Source organism: Streptosporangium sp. NPDC049078 (assembly GCF_040648855.1).
Taxonomy (GTDB): Bacteria; Actinomycetota; Actinomycetes; order Streptosporangiales; family Streptosporangiaceae; genus Streptosporangium.
Window position 1 is genome coordinate 170,502 of the sequence record NZ_JBEZEL010000017.1, and the last position, 15,346, is coordinate 185,847.

Annotated in this window: 12 protein-coding genes; 3 read left to right on the forward strand and 9 right to left on the reverse strand. The window is 72.4% G+C overall.

The window, feature by feature from the left end; genetic code table 11:
• The first annotated feature begins 126 nt into the window (after positions 1–126).
• Positions 127–2,406, forward strand: coding sequence for an AAA family ATPase (locus tag AB0B90_RS28375; RefSeq protein WP_362925725.1), 2,280 nt, complete (start codon positions 127–129; stop codon positions 2,404–2,406).
• A gap of 117 nt (positions 2,407–2,523) precedes the next feature.
• On the opposite strand, the gene clpB is transcribed toward AB0B90_RS28375, so the two are convergent.
• From clpB to AB0B90_RS28415, 8 genes are all read right to left on the reverse strand, one after another.
• Positions 2,524–5,130 carry an ATP-dependent chaperone ClpB gene (clpB, locus tag AB0B90_RS28380; RefSeq protein ID WP_362925727.1) on the reverse strand — a complete coding sequence of 869 codons (2,607 nt, stop codon included), beginning with the start codon at positions 5,128–5,130 and terminating at the stop codon, positions 2,524–2,526.
• On the reverse strand, positions 5,121–5,597 hold the full coding sequence (locus AB0B90_RS28385) for a chaperone modulator CbpM (RefSeq protein WP_350947167.1): 477 nt from the start codon (positions 5,595–5,597) through the stop codon (positions 5,121–5,123). Before AB0B90_RS28385 ends, clpB begins: the two co-directional genes overlap by 10 nt.
• Positions 5,597–6,532, reverse strand: a complete 936-nt coding sequence (locus AB0B90_RS28390) for a DnaJ C-terminal domain-containing protein (RefSeq protein ID WP_362925729.1) — start codon at positions 6,530–6,532, stop codon at positions 5,597–5,599. Before AB0B90_RS28390 ends, AB0B90_RS28385 begins: the two co-directional genes overlap by 1 nt.
• Positions 6,532–7,107, reverse strand: coding sequence for a nucleotide exchange factor GrpE (locus tag AB0B90_RS28395; protein WP_362925731.1), 576 nt, complete (start codon positions 7,105–7,107; stop codon positions 6,532–6,534). The genes AB0B90_RS28390 and AB0B90_RS28395 overlap by 1 nt, the downstream gene beginning before the upstream one ends.
• Positions 7,100–9,019 (reverse strand): molecular chaperone DnaK, encoded by a 1,920-nt coding sequence (dnaK, locus tag AB0B90_RS28400; RefSeq protein ID WP_350947164.1) that lies wholly within the window; start codon positions 9,017–9,019, stop codon positions 7,100–7,102. Before dnaK ends, AB0B90_RS28395 begins: the two co-directional genes overlap by 8 nt.
• Before the next feature lie 216 nt (positions 9,020–9,235).
• A complete protein-coding gene (locus tag AB0B90_RS28405) occupies positions 9,236–9,718 on the reverse strand; it encodes a general stress protein (protein ID WP_350947163.1) in 483 nt (160 codons plus the stop codon).
• 192 nt (positions 9,719–9,910) lie between these two features.
• A complete protein-coding gene (locus AB0B90_RS28410; protein WP_362925734.1) occupies positions 9,911–10,552 on the reverse strand; it encodes a response regulator transcription factor in 642 nt (213 codons plus the stop codon).
• A 164-nt stretch (positions 10,553–10,716) separates the two neighbouring features.
• Positions 10,717–11,838, reverse strand: coding sequence for a histidine kinase (locus AB0B90_RS28415; RefSeq protein WP_350947314.1), 1,122 nt, complete (start codon positions 11,836–11,838; stop codon positions 10,717–10,719).
• Between the two features lie 160 nt (positions 11,839–11,998).
• Between AB0B90_RS28415 and AB0B90_RS28420 the strand changes: the two genes are divergently transcribed.
• Together AB0B90_RS28420 and AB0B90_RS28425 are read left to right on the forward strand one after the other, a co-directional pair.
• On the forward strand, positions 11,999–12,685 hold the full coding sequence (locus tag AB0B90_RS28420; RefSeq protein WP_350947161.1) for an ATP-binding cassette domain-containing protein: 687 nt from the start codon (positions 11,999–12,001) through the stop codon (positions 12,683–12,685).
• Complete coding sequence (locus AB0B90_RS28425) at positions 12,682–13,419, forward strand: ABC transporter permease (RefSeq protein ID WP_362925737.1); 738 nt, start codon at positions 12,682–12,684, stop codon at positions 13,417–13,419. Before AB0B90_RS28420 ends, AB0B90_RS28425 begins: the two co-directional genes overlap by 4 nt.
• 134 nt (positions 13,420–13,553) lie before the next feature.
• On the opposite strand, the gene menD is transcribed toward AB0B90_RS28425, so the two are convergent.
• Positions 13,554–15,212, reverse strand: coding sequence for a 2-succinyl-5-enolpyruvyl-6-hydroxy-3-cyclohexene-1-carboxylic-acid synthase (gene menD, locus AB0B90_RS28430; RefSeq protein WP_350947159.1), 1,659 nt, complete (start codon positions 15,210–15,212; stop codon positions 13,554–13,556).
• Positions 15,213–15,346: the final 134 nt, after the last annotated feature.

Here is a 15,346-nt window from a genome sequence, read left to right on the forward strand (position 1 = left end):
TCAAATCTGCGCCAAACAACCGGTGCGCGATGGTGCCCGACGCGTGATGATTCGTCCCTTGGGGATGTCATATGCGTAATCACCGCTCAGGAAGCGCCGGTATGACGCCAGATCCGAGACAAGACCATGCGCGGCCGGAAGGATGAGTGGGCGGCGGCCCTCGCCCTGCTCGAAGGCGTCGCGTCCACGACCGGGAACGTCATGCTCGTCGAGGGCGAGCCGGGGATAGGCAAGTCGCTGCTGCTCGCCGAGGCCGCGAGCGCCGCGAGCGCGCGTGGGATGTCGGTGGCTGGCGGCCGGGCCGACGAGCTGGGACGGCTCACCCCCCTGGGGCCGCTGCTGTCGGCGCTTGAGGAGTCGCCGACGACTCCGATGCCTCTGACCAGGAGTTTCTTCCCCGACGGGCCGGAACTGCTGCTGTGGCTGGCCGAGCAGGTCCGTACCTCGCTGGAGAGAAGACTCGCCTCGGGGCCTCTGCTGGTGATCCTCGACGATCTCCAGTGGGCCGACCCCGCCACGATCATGGCCCTGCGGACGATGCCCTCGCGACTCGCCTCACGCCCGGTGACATGGCTGCTGGCCCGCCGCGACGCCCCGGCCGGCGGCGACGCGGGCCGGCTTTTCGACCTGCTGGAGGAGGAGGGGGCCGCCCGGACCGTTCTGCGCCCGCTGGACGAGGGTGCGGTGGCCGAGGTCTCCGCCGACATCCTGGGCGCGCCACCCGGGCGGGAGCTGGCGGCGCTGGCCGCCCAGGCCGCCGGCAATCCGCTCCTGCTCTCCGAGCTCCTCACCGGGCTACGCGAGGAGGGCGCCGTCCTGGTCGAGGACGGCGTCGCCCGGTCGGCCGGGATCACCTCCGCCCAGGCGGCGCTGCCCGCGCGCCTGCACGACGCCGTCCGACGCCGCCTGAACGAGCTCGGCACCAGGACCCGTTATCTGCTGGAGGCCATCGCGGTGCTCGGCCGCTCGGTCACACCTGCGTACGCGGCCAGGATGCTCGGCGAGACCCCGGCCGCGTTGCTCCCTCCGCTGGAGGAGGCACTCGCGGCCGGGGTCCTCGTGGCCACCTCCGACGAGCTGACGTTCCGTCACGAACTGGTGTGGCGGTCGGTCGTCGACAGGGTGCCCTCACCGGTGCGGCGAGCACTGCGGGAGCAGGTCGAGCGCTCCACCGCGCCCCTCCGGGGCGGCGACGGCGGGAGGCTCCTGGACCTCGCCCTGCTCGCGTGGAACGAGGGCGACCTCTCTCGCGGGCTGGGCCTGGCGCGCGAGGCCGTGGAGCGACCGGCCGGCGGCCCGCACCGGCAGCCGCGGGCGGTGCTGGCCACGATGCTCGTCGACCTGTGGCTGCTGGACGAGGCGGCAGCGGCGACGGAGATCGCCGCCGAGGAGGCCGACACCGAGGGTGAGCCCTCGTGGGCCGCGGAGATCCCCGTTCTCCGTGCCCGCCTGGACCTGGCCGCGGGCCGGATCGGCTCAGCGATCAAGCATGCGGAGGTCGCCCTGACCACCGCCGAGGCCCTGGAAGCGCCGATGCTGGTCTCCTCGTCCCTGTCGGTGCTCGGCACCGCGTCACTGCGGTCGGGCGACCTGCCCGGGGCCGTCAGGTACATGGAGAGGGGCCTGGTCCGTACGGCATCCGGCATGCCGCCGCCCGCACGGCTGCGATCGGAGCTGGTGGCCGCACGGATCAGGGAGGCGCGCGACGGCGCCGCGGGTGGCATGAGCTCGCTCGGCGAGGTCTACGACGCGCTGCCCCTGCACCTCGGCGCGCTGACCGGCGAGCCCGCGGCGGCGGCGTGGCTGGTGCGGGTGGCGATGGCCGTGAACGACCGGCGCAGGGCCGACGCCGTGGTCGACGCCGCCGAGGACGTCGCCTCCCGCAATCCCGGCCTGTCCAACCCGTCGGTCTCCGCCGACCACGCGCGAGGGCTGCGGGAGGGTGACGCCGAGGCGCTGGGCCGCGCGGTGGCCGGGTACGCCGATCCCTGGGCGAGAGGGTCGGCGGCGGAGGACCTCGGGGTGCTGCTGGGGGTGGGCGACGGCCACAGGGAGCTGGCCGTGGGGAGCCTGAAGACCGCCCTGACCTGCTATGGGGCCGTGGAGGCCGTCCGGGACGCGGCGCGGGTGCGGGGCAGGCTGCGGCGTCTGGGCGAGCGGTGCCGGCACTGGGTCAGGACCGCCCACCCCACCTCGGGGTGGGCCAGCCTGACCGGCACCGAGCAGGCCGTCTGCGATCTGGTCTCCCAGGGGCTGACGAACCGGCACGCCGCCGAGCAGATGTTCATCAGCGAGCACACCGTCGCCTTCCACCTGCGGCAGGTCTACCGCAAGCTGGGTATTCACTCGCGGGTCGAACTGGCCAGGCTCGCGGCGCAGGAGAGCGGCCACCGGCGTCCTGGCTGACGTCCTCCTGGCACGTCCTCCTCGAGGAGGGCGGGACGTGGTTTCGGTGTCGCACGATATTTTGATATTTCGGTATTTCGGTGACGTCGACCGTTCCGCTGGTCCGCGGTCGGCGACTCACCCGTAGGTGACGGCGAGTTCGTCGTCGGCGAGGTCCACCCGGACCACGGCTCCCTCGTCCGCCTCTCCCGACAGGAGCGCGCGGCCGATGCGCGTCTCGACCTCCCTGGCGATGAACCTGCGCAGCGGGCGGGCTCCGTACACGGGGTCGTAGCCTCGCTCGGCGATGTGCCGCAGCGCCGCCTCGGTGACCTCCAGCCGGATGCCCCGCTGTTCGAGGCGGTCGCGCAGCTCGACGAACATCAGGTCGACGATGCGTTCGATCTCCTCCGGGGTGAGCGGCTTGAAGATCACGATGTCGTCGACGCGGTTGAGGAACTCGGGGCGGAAGTGGGCGCGCAGTTCGGCCATGACCCGCTGTCTCGCCTCGGGCTCGATCTCCCCTGTCGAGGTGACGCCGTCGAGGAGGTACAGGGAGCCGAGGTTGGAGGTCATGATCAGGACGGTGTTGCGGAAGTCGACGGTCCTGCCCTGCGCGTCGGTGAGCCTGCCGTCGTCGAGCACCTGCAGCAGCGTGTTGAAGACATCGGCGTGCGCCTTCTCCACCTCGTCGAAGAGCACCACGGAGTAGGGCTTGCGCCGCACGGCCTCGGTCAGCTGGCCTCCCTCCTCGTACCCGACATAACCGGGGGGCGCGCCGACGAGACGACTGACCGTGTGCCGCTCCTGGTACTCGCTCATGTCGATGCGGATCATGTTGTCCTCGGTGTCGAAGAGCGCCGCCGCGAGCGCCTTGGCCAGCTCCGTCTTGCCGACGCCCGTGGGCCCCAGGAAGATGAACGACCCGATCGGGCGGCGCGGGTCCTTGATGCCGGAGCGTGCCCGGATCACCGCGTCGGCCACCAACCGCACCGCCTCGTCCTGGCCGATCACCCGCTCGTGCAGGATCTGGTCGAGCCGCAGGAGCTTCTCACGTTCGCCCTCGCGCAGCCGGCTCACCGGGATGCCCGTCCATCGGGAGACGATCATCGAGATCTCCTCGTCGGTGACGACCTCGCGCAGCAGGCGCGAGGCGCCCTGCTTGGAGTACAACCGCTCCTCCTCGGCCTCGAGCCGCCGCAGCAGCTCGGGCAACCTGCCGTGCCGCAGCTCCGCGGCGCGGTTGAGGTCGTAGTCGCGCTCGGCCCGCTCCGCCTCCGCGCGTACGTGCTCCAGTTCCTCGCGCAGGGCCTGGACGGCGCGCAGGGCGTGCCGCTCCGCCTCCCACTGCGCCCGCATCGCGTCGGCCTGGGCGCGCAGGTCGGCGAGTTCCCTGCGCAGCTCCTCCAGCCGGGTCCCGCTCGCGGAGTCCTCCTCCTTCGCGAGCGCGGCCTCCTCGATCTCCAGGCGCATCACCCTGCGGGTGAGCTCGTCGAGCTCGGCGGGCATCGAGTCGATCTCCGTACGCAGCATCGCGCACGCCTCGTCCACCAGGTCGATGGCCTTGTCGGGCAGGAAACGGTCGGAGATGTAACGGTGGCTCAGCACGACGGCCGCCACCAGCGCGCTGTCCTGGATCTTCACGCCGTGGAAGATCTCCAGGCGCTCGCGCAGGCCGCGCAGGATGGACACGGCGTCCTCGACCGAGGGCTCGTCGACCATCACCGGCTGGAACCGGCGCTCCAGGGCCGCGTCCTTCTCGACGTGCTTGCGGTACTCGGCGAGGGTCGTCGCCCCGATCATGTGCAGCTCACCACGGGCCAGCATGGGTTTGAGCATGTTGCCCGCGTCCATCGCGCCCTCGGCGGCTCCCGCGCCCACCACGGTGTGCATCTCGTCGACGAAGAGCAGGATCCGCCCTTCCGCGGCCTTGACCTCGTTGAGCACCGCCTTGAGCCGCTCCTCGAACTCGCCCCGGTACTTGGCCCCGGCCACCAGCGAACCCATGTCGAGGCTGAAGACCGTCTTGCCCTTGAGTCCCTCCGGCACGTCCCCGTGGCTGATCCGCAGGGCGAGGCCCTCCACGATGGCGGTCTTGCCCACACCGGGGTCGCCGACGAGGACCGGGTTGTTCTTCGTCTTGCGCGACAGGATCTGGATGACGCGGCGGATCTCGGCGTCACGCCCGACGACCGGGTCGAGTTTGCCGGACATGGCGTCGGCCACCAGGTCGCGCCCGTACTTCTCCAGCGCCTCGTACGCCACCTCGGGCATCGCGGAGGTCACCCGCTGGTTGCCGCGGATCGCGGTGAGCGCCTTGAGGAAACCGTCCCTGGTCAGGGCCTGCTCGTGCAGCAGCCGCCCCGAGGCCGTCGAGCCGCCCTCCTCAAGCAGGGCGACGAGCAGGTGCTCCACCGACACGTACTCGTCCCTGAGCCGGTCGGCCTCCCGCTTGGCCGTCTCCAGCAGGCGGGAGAGCCGCTGCGTCACGTAGACCTGGCCGGGCGAGGCGCCGGGACCGCTCACCTTGGGGCGACGGTCCAGCCCCGCCTCCAACTCGGTCCTGAGCCGGTCGGTGTCGACGTTCGCGTACGAGAGCAGGCGCGGGATCAGCCCGTCCGGCTGGTCGAGCAGCGCCAGCAGCAGGTGCTCGCCGTCCACCTCGGTGTGCCCGAAACGCAGGGCCTTGGTCTGCGCGTCGTGCAGCGCCTCCTGTGACTTCTGCGTCAGCTGGTTCATGTCCACGGCGGGCCTCCGGTGGGTCGGGAACGACCGCGCTGGGCGGCCTCGAGTTCTGCGATGCGGTCCAGCAGGTCCAGTACGAGGCCGAGCGCCGCGTAGTTGATCGAGAATCCGGCGCGCAGCCGCCGGATGCGCGCCATGGTGAGCAGCTGGGGAGGCGGGAACCACAGGTTCCCCTCGGCGTCGGTCCAGGCGTCGAGCAAACCCAGCACGACGAGGCGCCGCAGCAGGTCGGGGTGTGTCCCCGTCCGGTCGGCGAACGTCTCCAGATCCAGGCGCGCGGGCCTGGTCAGCTGGTAGGTCCTCCCTGCCTCTCGCGGGACCTCCCTTGGGGCCTCCCGCCGGTTCTCTCCCGGGCGGGAGACCGCGTTCGGGGCCGACGAGCGTCCGGCGCGCTCCGCCCGCTCCCGCGGGTGGGTGGGGCGCGGCTCCGGCCGGCGCGGTCCGCGTTCGGAAAACGGGTCGTTCATCACCGTCTCCTCGGGTCGAACGTGGAAACCGAGGAGAGCTGCTCGAACAACCGCCGCTCCTCCTCGGACAGCCGTTCCGGGACCATGATCCGCACCTCGGCGTACAGGTCGCCCGGCTTGTCGCGACGGCTGGGCATCCCCCGGCCGCGCAGCCGCAGCCGCCTGCCGCTGGACGTGCCCGGCGGCACCTTGACCTTGGTCTCGCCGCCGGGGGTGTCGACCGCGACGGAGGCTCCGAGCGCCGCCTCCCACGGGGCGACCGGGAGCAGGACGTGGATGTCGCGCCCCTCGGCCCGGTAGCGGGGGTGCGGGGCGATCCTGACGATCAGGTAGAGGTCGCCCGCGGGCGCCCCCTCACCGCCCTTGCCGCCCTGACCGGCCAGCCTGACGCGCTGGCCGTCGGTGACGCCCGGCGGGATGTCGACCCGCAGCCGACGCGAGCCGACGGTGATGGAGCGAGGCCCGCCACGGTAGGCGTCCTCGAAGGACAGCACGATCTCGGCCTCCTGGTCGGCACCGGGAATCGGCCCCCAGCTCGCGCCGGAGCGGCCCCTCCTGCCGGAGAACAGCCCTCCCAGGAGATCGTCGAGGTCGACGCCCTCCTCGAAGCCGCCGAAGCCGCCACCACGGGGACCCGCCCCGCCCCGGCCCGCGCCCGCCCCTCGCCGCCCTGCGCGCGCCCACGTCTCGGGGTCGACGTCCTCGGGCACCTGGCGGAAATCCGGCCCGAACGCGTCGTAGCGGCGCCGGGTCGCGGGGTCGGACAGCACGCTGTACGCCTCGGAGACCTCCTTGAAGCGGTCCTCGGCGGAGGGGTCCTTGTTCACGTCGGGGTGGTTGGCCCGCGCCAGCTTGCGGTAGGCGCGCTGGATGTCCTCCTGGCTCGCCCCTCTCCGCACGCCGAGGATCTCGTAGAAGTCCCGGTCGGGGGGCATCATGCCCCCTTGGCCACCACGACCAGCGCGGGCCGCAGCTGCTGTTCGCCGTCCCCGTAGCCCGGCCGCACCACCCGTACGACCGTGCCGTCGGGCACGCCCTCCTGCGAGAGCACACCCACCGCCTCGTGCCTGGCCGGGTCGAACACGGCCCCGGTATCGTCACGACGCGCGTACCCGAGGCGGGAGAGCACCTCCTGCGCCTGGTCGCGGATCACCCGCAACCCGTCGGCTATGGAGACGGGGTCGGTCTCGGCGTGCTCCAGCGCGCGGTCCAGGTTGTCCAGTACGGGCAGCCACTCCCCGGCGGCCCGGGCCCGCTCCTCCGACCGGGTCCGCGCGGCGTCCCTGCTGACGCGTTTGCGCAGGTTGTCGAGGTCGGCGAGGGCACGCCGCCACCTGTCCTGGAGATCGGTCACCAGTGCCTGGAGCTCCACGACGCGCTCCTGGAGCTCGTCCGGGGTCTCCAGGGCCTCCGGGGTCTCCGGGGACCCCGCGTGCTCCTCCCGGACCTCCGGATCTCGGTCCGGTGTCTCCTCCCGGCCATCGCGCCGTGTCTCGGGTTTCTCACTCATCGGTCGTGAACTCCGCGTCGATGACGTCGTCCCCGCCGCCCTGGGAGCCGGCCGGTCCCGCGGCTCCCGGACCGCCCGCCGCCCCGCCGGTCCCCGGGGCTCCGTCGCCCGAGACGCCGGCGCCCGCCGCGGCGAGGCCGTGGTAGGCCTGCTGGAGCTCGGAGGTGAGCGAGCGGATCCGGTCGAGCGGGGCCTCCTGCTTGATCGCGTCGCGGGCGTCGTTCACCAGCATCTCCCCGCGCGCCTTCTCGTGGACGGGTACCGAGTCGCCCAGCTCCGCCAGGCGGCGCTCCACCTGGTAGGCGGCACTGTCGAGCTCGTTGCGCGCGTCCACCACCTGCCGCATCCGCTGGTCCTCCTCGCGGTGCCGCTCGGAGTCGGCGACCATCCGCTCGACCTCGCTCTTGTCCAGGTTCGAGCTCTCGCTGATCGTGATGCGCTGCTCGGCGCCGGTGTCCTTGTCCTTGGCCGAGACGTTCAGGATGCCGTTGGCGTCGATGTCGAAGGTCACGTCGACCTGCGGCACACCGCGCGGCGCGGACCGGATGTTCTCCAGCCGGAACCGGCCGAGGGGGCGGTTGTCGGCGGCGCGCTCACGCTCGCCCTGCAGGATGACGACGTCCACGGCGGTCTGGTTGTCCTCCGCGGTGCTGAACGTCTCGGAGCGGCGGGCCGGGATGGTCGTGTTGCGCTCGATGACCTTCGTCATCACCCCGCCGAGCGTCTCGATGCCGAGAGAGAGCGGGGTCACGTCGAGCAGGACGACGTCCTTCAGCTCACCCTTGATGACGGCGGCCTGGATCGCGGCGCCCAGCGCCACGACCTCGTCCGGGTTGACCGTCATGTTCGGTTCCTTGCCACCGGTCATCCGGCGCACCAGGTTCTGCACGGCGGGCATCCTGGTCGACCCGCCCACCAGGATCACCTCGTCGATGTCGTCGGCGGTGAGCTTGGCGTCGGCCATCGCCTGCTGGACGGGCCCTTTGCACCGTTCGAGCAGGTCGGCGGTGATCTCCTCGAAGGTCGAGCGCCTGAGCGTGGCGTTCAGATGCTTGGGGCCGGAGGCGTCCGCGGTGATGAAGGGCAGGCTGACCTGCGTCTGGCTGACCGCCGACAGCTCGACCTTGGCCTTCTCGGCGGCCTCGAACAGCCGCTGCAGGGCCTGCGGGTCCTGACGCAGGTCGATGCCGTTGTCCCGCTGGAACTCGTCGGCGAGGTAGTCGACGATCCGCCGGTCGAAGTCGTCGCCGCCCAGATGGGTGTCGCCGGCGGTCGACCGCACCTCCACGACGCCGTCCCCGATGGCGAGGATGCTGACGTCGAAGGTTCCACCGCCCAGGTCGAAGACGAGCACGGTCTCGCTCTCCTTGCGGTCGAGCCCGTAGGCGAGGGCCGCCGCAGTCGGCTCGTTGATGATCCGCAGGACTTCCAGGCCGGCGATCTTCCCCGCGTCCTTGGTCGCCTGGCGCTGGGAGTCGTTGAAGTAGGCGGGTACGGTGATGACCGCCTCGGTGACCTTCTCCCCCAGGAACTTCGAGGCGTCGTCCACGAGCTTGCGCAGGACGGCCGCGGCGATCTCCTCGGGGGCGTACGACTTCTCGTGGATCTTGAAGCGGACGGCCCCCTCCGGGCCGGGGACGACGTCGAAAGAGACGGCGTTCAGCTCGCTGGAGACCTCCTCGTGGCGGCGGCCCATGAAGCGCTTGGCCGAGTAGATCGTCCCCTTGGGGTTCAGGATCGCCTGGCGGCGGGCCAGTTGCCCCACCAGGCGTTCGCCGTTGTCGGTGAACGCCACGACCGACGGCGTCGTCCGGGCACCCTCGGAGTTGGGAATCACCGTGGGCTTGTCGCCCTCCATGGTGGCGATCACCGAGTTGGTGGTGCCCAGGTCGATTCCGACTGCTTTAGCCATGCTGCCCTCCTATGCGCTGCGGCACCGGCACCCGCCGGACGGCGTCGTCGGTGCCCATCCGACAGCCCGGCGTCCCCCGGGCCCGGTGGTTCCGCGTCTCCACCGGAACCGCCCGGCGGATCGGGCCGGCCGGAGGGGCGGACATGGGACGGCGGCGCGAGCGACATCGCCCGCGCCGCCGTCAGTACGGGCTCCGGCCCGGGTGGCTCCGGCCGGTCAGATCTGCTGATGCATCTGCTGGGACGTACCGACGTTGAGCAGCCTGCGCGCCTCGGCGGCGTGCGCGGCCGCCGCCAGCACCTCGTAGCGGTCGGCGACGATCGCGCTCGACGACAGGAAGTCGCGTTTGCCGCCGGTGAGCGCGTGACCGACCAACCCGAAGATCACTCCGGCGATGGCACCCCAGATCAGGCCCCACAGCACCAGGATGAAGGGGAAGCGCCCGGGAGTGAAGATCGCGAAGAACAGGCCGATCAGCAGTCCGAACCAGGCTCCGGTCGCCGCGCCCATCCCCGCGGCGCGGAGATAGGTCAGCCGCCCGAGCACCCGCTCGATGAGCCGGAGACCGACTCCGACGATCATCGTGTGCTCCACCGGGAACTTCTGGTCCGACAGCTGGTCCACGGCACGCTGGGCCTCGGCGTAGTCGCCGAAACTCGCAACCGTCTCATAGCCGGTCAAATTGACGTCAGGTCGCATGGCACTTCCCTTCGACGGGCACCCGCGAGGTGAATCCGTACTCGACTCACCCTGACCCCGCGACGGCGTCCCCACATCCCCAGACCTGACAGTCATCGCCGTCGCCGTCACCCCGGCGCGGGTTCCCCCGCCGTCGGGCCACCGCCGGGGAGGGCTCCCGGCGCGTCCCCGCCGTCGGCCGGGAAGCCGCTGTCAGTCGGGGGCCAGGCCGTGCCGGAAGGCGTACGTCACCGCCTGGGCCCGGTCGCGCAGTCCCGCCTTGGCGAAGAGATTGTTGATGTGCGTCTTGACCGTCGCCTCGGAGATGAACAGCTCCCGGGCGATCTCCGCGTTGGAGCGGCCCGCCGCTATCAGCCGCAGCACCTCGCTCTCGCGGCGGGTCAGGCCGTCGGGCGGGTCAGGCGCGCGGCGGCTCCCGGCCACCGCCTCGGCGAGCCGCCGCTGGACACCGGGATCGAACTGGGCCTCCCCCTCGACCACGGTGGCGATGGCCGAGGCGAGGGACTCGGCGTCGGCGTCCTTGGTCAGGTAGCCCCGCGCCCCCGCGGCCAGCGCGGCGAAGACCGACTCGTCGTCGGAGTACGTCGTCAGGACCACCACCTGGATCTCCGGGTGGGCGGCCCTGATCCTGCGGGTCGCCTCCACCCCGTCCATCCGGGGCATCCGCAGGTCCATCAGGACCACGTCGGGCCGAAGAGAGCCGGCGAGCCCGACCGCCTCCCGTCCGTCGGCCGCCGCCCCCGCCACCTCGATGCCGGGCAGCAGCCCCAGGAGCAGCACCAGCCCCTCGCGCACCACCGTCTGGTCGTCGACCACCAGCACCCGCACGCTCACCCTGCCTCCCTGCCTCTCGAACGCCCGCCGAACCCCTTGAACGCCCCTCGAACGCGCCCGCGTGCGCCGATCACGCTCCCCGGCGCGGTCGTACCGTACGGCACCGGCGTGACCCGTCCGCGGCGCGGCGCCCACCCCCGCGATGGCGCCGCGCCGCGGGCGGCTCACGCCGGGACCCGCAGCAGGACCTCGAAGCCCTCCTCACCCGGACGCACGGCGAGCGAACCACCGATCAGCTCGGCCCGCTCCCGCATGCCCACCAGCCCGTATCCGCCTCCCGACGGCGCCGCCGGGCCCGGCGGGCCGCCCGTGTCGCGTACCTCCAGCTCGCACCAGCGGCCGACGCGGCGCAACGCCACCGACGCCGCGGCGCCCGGCGCGTGCTTGCGCACGTTCGTCAGCGCCTCCTGCGCGGTCCTGGCCACCGCCAGCCGTGCCCCCGCCTCCAGGCCGTCGAGGTTCCCCGCGACCGATACCGCGCAGGGCGAGCCGGTCACGGAACGGAACTCCACCGCCAGCCGCTCCAGCCGCTCGGCCAGCGGAAGCTCCTCCCCGCGCAGCGCGTCGAGCGCCCTGCGGGTCTCCTCGAGCCCGGCGCGCGCCAGCCGCACGGCACGGTTCACCCGGTCGAGGGCCGCCGCCGTGTCCTCTCCGCGCCCGGGTCCCCGCCCAAGCCCACGCTCAAGCAGCAGCCGCGCGCCCTCCAGGTGGACGATCTGCGCCGACTGCGAGTGCGCCAGGATGTCGTGGACCTCCCTCGCCAGCCGGGCCCGCTCGGCCAGTACCGCCTCGCCCGCCCGCGCCTCGGCGAGCGCGGCGGCGTGATCCCTGGTCGCCTTCACGTGCCGCATCAGGAAGACGAAGACGGCGACATAGGTGAGGCCGAAGGTGTTGCCCAGCACCTCCGCGACCGGCAGCCCGAGCAGGAAGGACACGGCCGTCGTGGCGGCGACGTCCGCCGTGACCAGGAACGCCGCCGGCCAGAGGCGGGTTTTGAACGGCGCGGCGAAGATCACGATGTACATGAATCCCATGCCGCTGTAGGGGCTGATCCCGTGCAGGGCCAGTCCTCCGGCCAGGGTCGCCGCGAGCAGCGGGGCGTCTCGGCGCGGCTCCCGGCCGAGCAGCACCCACAGGCAGCAGCCGACGGTGGCGGCACCGAGCGGGACCACTCCGAGCAGACCGGGCCAGCCCGTCTCGACCGCGCCGATCACCGGACCGGAGAGCATGTAGCCCACCAGCACGACGGCGAGGAACCGGCGCACCGAGGGGCGGCGGAGAAACATCACGCCCACACGCTATCCACGCCCCCCTGCGGCGGGCCATGGGCCTCGGGGTGGAGATCGCCTCCACCCCCGGCGGCCCCGATCTCCTCCCTGGTGGACATCGCGAGATCCATCCCCGGGACCGTGCGCTCCCACCCGCCCGGGGGCCATCGTCGAGGTCATGTCAGCAATCAGCGTCACCCACCTCGGCAAGTCGTTCGGCGGGGTACGGGCCGTCGACGACCTGTCGTTCACGGTGGAACGGGGAACACTCACGGCCTTCGCAGGCCCCAACGGGGCGGGCAAGACCACCACCCTGCGCATGATCCTCGGCCTGGTCACGCCCACCGAGGGCAGCGCGACCATCGGCGGCGAGCCCTACCGCGACCTGAAGCGCCCCGTCCGCACGGTCGGCGCGGTGCTGGAGGCCACCGCCTTCCACCCGGCGCTGAGCGCCCGCACGCATCTGGAGGCTCTCCGTCTCGCCGCGGGCCTGGATCCCGGACGCGTGGAGCAGGTTCTGGAGCAGGTCGATCTCACCGCCGCGGCCGACCGCAGGGTGCGGGGCTTCTCCCTGGGCATGCGTCAGCGGCTCGCCCTCGCCTCCGCCCTCCTGGGCGACCCGGAGATCCTCGTCCTCGACGAGCCCTCAGGCGGCCTGGACCCGGCGGGCATGCGCTGGCTGCGGGGTTTCCTGCGGGCCTACACCCACCAGGGGCGCACGGTCCTGGTCTCCACCCACGTGCTCGCCGAGATCAGGCAGATCGCCGACCACGTGATCATCGTCAGGGCGGGGCGTCTGGCCTGGCAGGGCCCGCTCGCCCCGGAGACCGACCTGGAAGAGCTCTACATGGAGGTGACCTCGTGAACGGCCTGATCCGCGCCGAGTTGCTCAAGGCACGCGCGAGCCGCGCCACCTGGATCCTCGCCGCCCTCGCGCCCCCGCTGTGCGTGGCCTGGGCGGGGCTGATGGTCTTCCTGATGGGCCTGGAAGGCGGGATGCCACTCGACGCGCAGATCGAGAACGTCTACAGCATGGCCCAGCAGGCCTACGTCGTCACCCTGCTGCTCGGCGTACTCGGCATGGCCGGGGAGAACCGCCACCAGACGATCACCTGGCAGTTCCTGGTCACCCCGGGGCGGAGCCGGGTGGTGACGGCCAAGCTGGCCGCGTACGGGATCGTCGGCCTGCTGGTCGCCACGGTCTCGGCGCTGGTCACGCTGGTGGCGGGCCTGGTCACCCTCACTCTGGCCGGCCACCCCGCCTGGAGTCCAGGCGTACCCGCCGTCCTGCTCGGCTCGGCGCTCGGGGTCGCCCTGTACGGCCTGCTCGGGGTGGCTCTGGGCGCTTTGATCCGCAACCAGGTCGCGGCGGTGGCGGTGGCGCTGGTGTGGTTCATGTACGCCGACTACCTGCTCGTCAGTTTCCTGCCGGACCTGGGCAGATGGCTGCCGACCGGGGCGGCCAGGGCCCTGAGCGGCATGCCCCTGCGTACCGGTGAGCTGCTGCCCGCCTGGGCCGGCGGGATGCTGTTCGCGGGCTACGTCGCGGTGATCGTGCTCGCCGCCCGCGCGCTGACCCTGCGTCGCGACATCACGTGATCTCGCGGCACCGCGGCACGGCCCCTGTCACGGCACCTGTCACGGCACCTTCATGACACTGTCACGAAGCGCGTCGGACCGGCCGCGCCGTGCCTCGGAGAGCACGCGGTGCGATGTGATCGGAGGAGGCGGTGTCACGCCATGGTGTCGCGGACGGCGGCGTGGGCCGCCTCACGCATCATGGAGTGCAGCACCGCGTTGGACTCCCGGTCCGTCCGCACCTCGATCATGCGCAACCCGTCGCCGCGCAGCGCCTTGACCAGCTGCCCCGGCTCGTCCACGAAGGTGTACGGCGTGCCGGTGGCGGCGGCCACGTAGCCCAGGTCCACCCCGTGCGAGGTGCCGAAGACCCGCTCGAAGGGGTCGCGCAGCGCGGCCTGGGGAAGGAGTGAGAAGATCCCGCCGCCGTCGTTGTTCACCACGACCAGGCAGAGATCCGGGCGGGGCTCGCGGGAGCCGAGGACCAGCCCGTTCTGGTCGTGCAGGAAGGTCAGGTCGCCCATCAGGGCGTAGGAGGGGCCGTTGTGCGCGAGGGCGGCGCCCATCGCGGACGACACCACACCGTCGATCCCCGCCGCCCCCCGGTTGGCCAGGATCCGCAGACCTCGCCGGGCACGCATCGCCTGGTCGAGGTCGCGGATCGGCATGGAGGAGCCGGAGAACAGCAGCGATCCGTTGGGCAGCGCCTCCGCCAGGTCGCGGGCCAGGCGCGGCTCGCTGAGCCCCGTACCGTCCAGCACCTCGTCGATCGCGGCCCTCGCCGCCGTCTCGGCACGGCGCCAGGAGTGCAGCCACGCGTCGTCGCCCGCGGTGACCGGGATCTCCACCACCTGGGCGACCTGGGTGGCCGAGCGGGTCGGGTCGGGCCAGCGGGTCATGTCGGCGGCGACCACGATGTGCTCGTCCGCGTGCCTCAGCCAGTTCAGCAGCGGCCGGGACAGGCCGGGACGGCCCAGGGTGACCACGACGTCGGGACGGTGCCGGTCGGCGAACTCCGGGGTGCCGAGGAGGAAGTGGTAGGTCGACATCGCGTGGTCGCCGTAGCGGGCGCCGCCGTTGGGCTCCGACAGGACCGGCCATCCGGCCATGCCCGCCGCCGCCACGTATCTGCGCGTGTTGGTCGCGCCGTCTCCGACGACCAGCACACCCCTCCTGGTCGGCGGCAGGTGCAGGGCCACCGGCGGGGAGGCCACCCTGGCGCGGATCCACGGCCCTTCGCTGTCACCCTCCAGGGACTCGCACCAGGACGGGTCGCCGTCCGGGACCAGCGGCTCGCGGAAGGGCACGTTGAGGTGAACCGGACCCGGGTCGTACGGGCCCAGCGCGCGCTGGTAGGCGCGGCAGGCCGTCGACCGCCAGTAGGCGACCTGGCCCGGGCGGTCCTCGGGCACGCCGATCTCGCCGAACCAGCGGACGGCCGTGCCGTACAGCTTGATCTGGTCGACGGTCTGGCTGGCGCCGGTGTCGCGCAGCTCCGGCGGGCGGTCGGCGGTGAGCACCAGCAGCGGAACCCCCGACTCGTGCGCCTCGATGACGGCGGGGTGGAAGTTGGCCGCCGCGGTGCCGGAGGTGCAGATCAGGACGACCGGGCGGCCGCTACGGCGGGCGAGGCCCACCGCCAGGTAGGAGGCCGAGCGCTCGTCCACCCGCACGTGCAGCCGGATACGGCTGTCGGCGTGCACGGCCAGGGCGAGCGGCGCCGACCGCGATCCGGGTGCGAGCACCACGTCCGTGAGACCGCAGCGGGCGAGCTCGTCGACCAGCACCGTCGCGAGCGCGGTCGCGGGATTCACCGCACCGCCTCCTTAACTCCGCAAACTCCGCACCCGGGGGGTGATTCCGTCCTGAGGCGCGCGAAGGCGACCTCGTCCATGCGGGGCGGCGCGCCTCGGGACCGAACCGCCTCGGACCCCCGCCATCCCCGGGG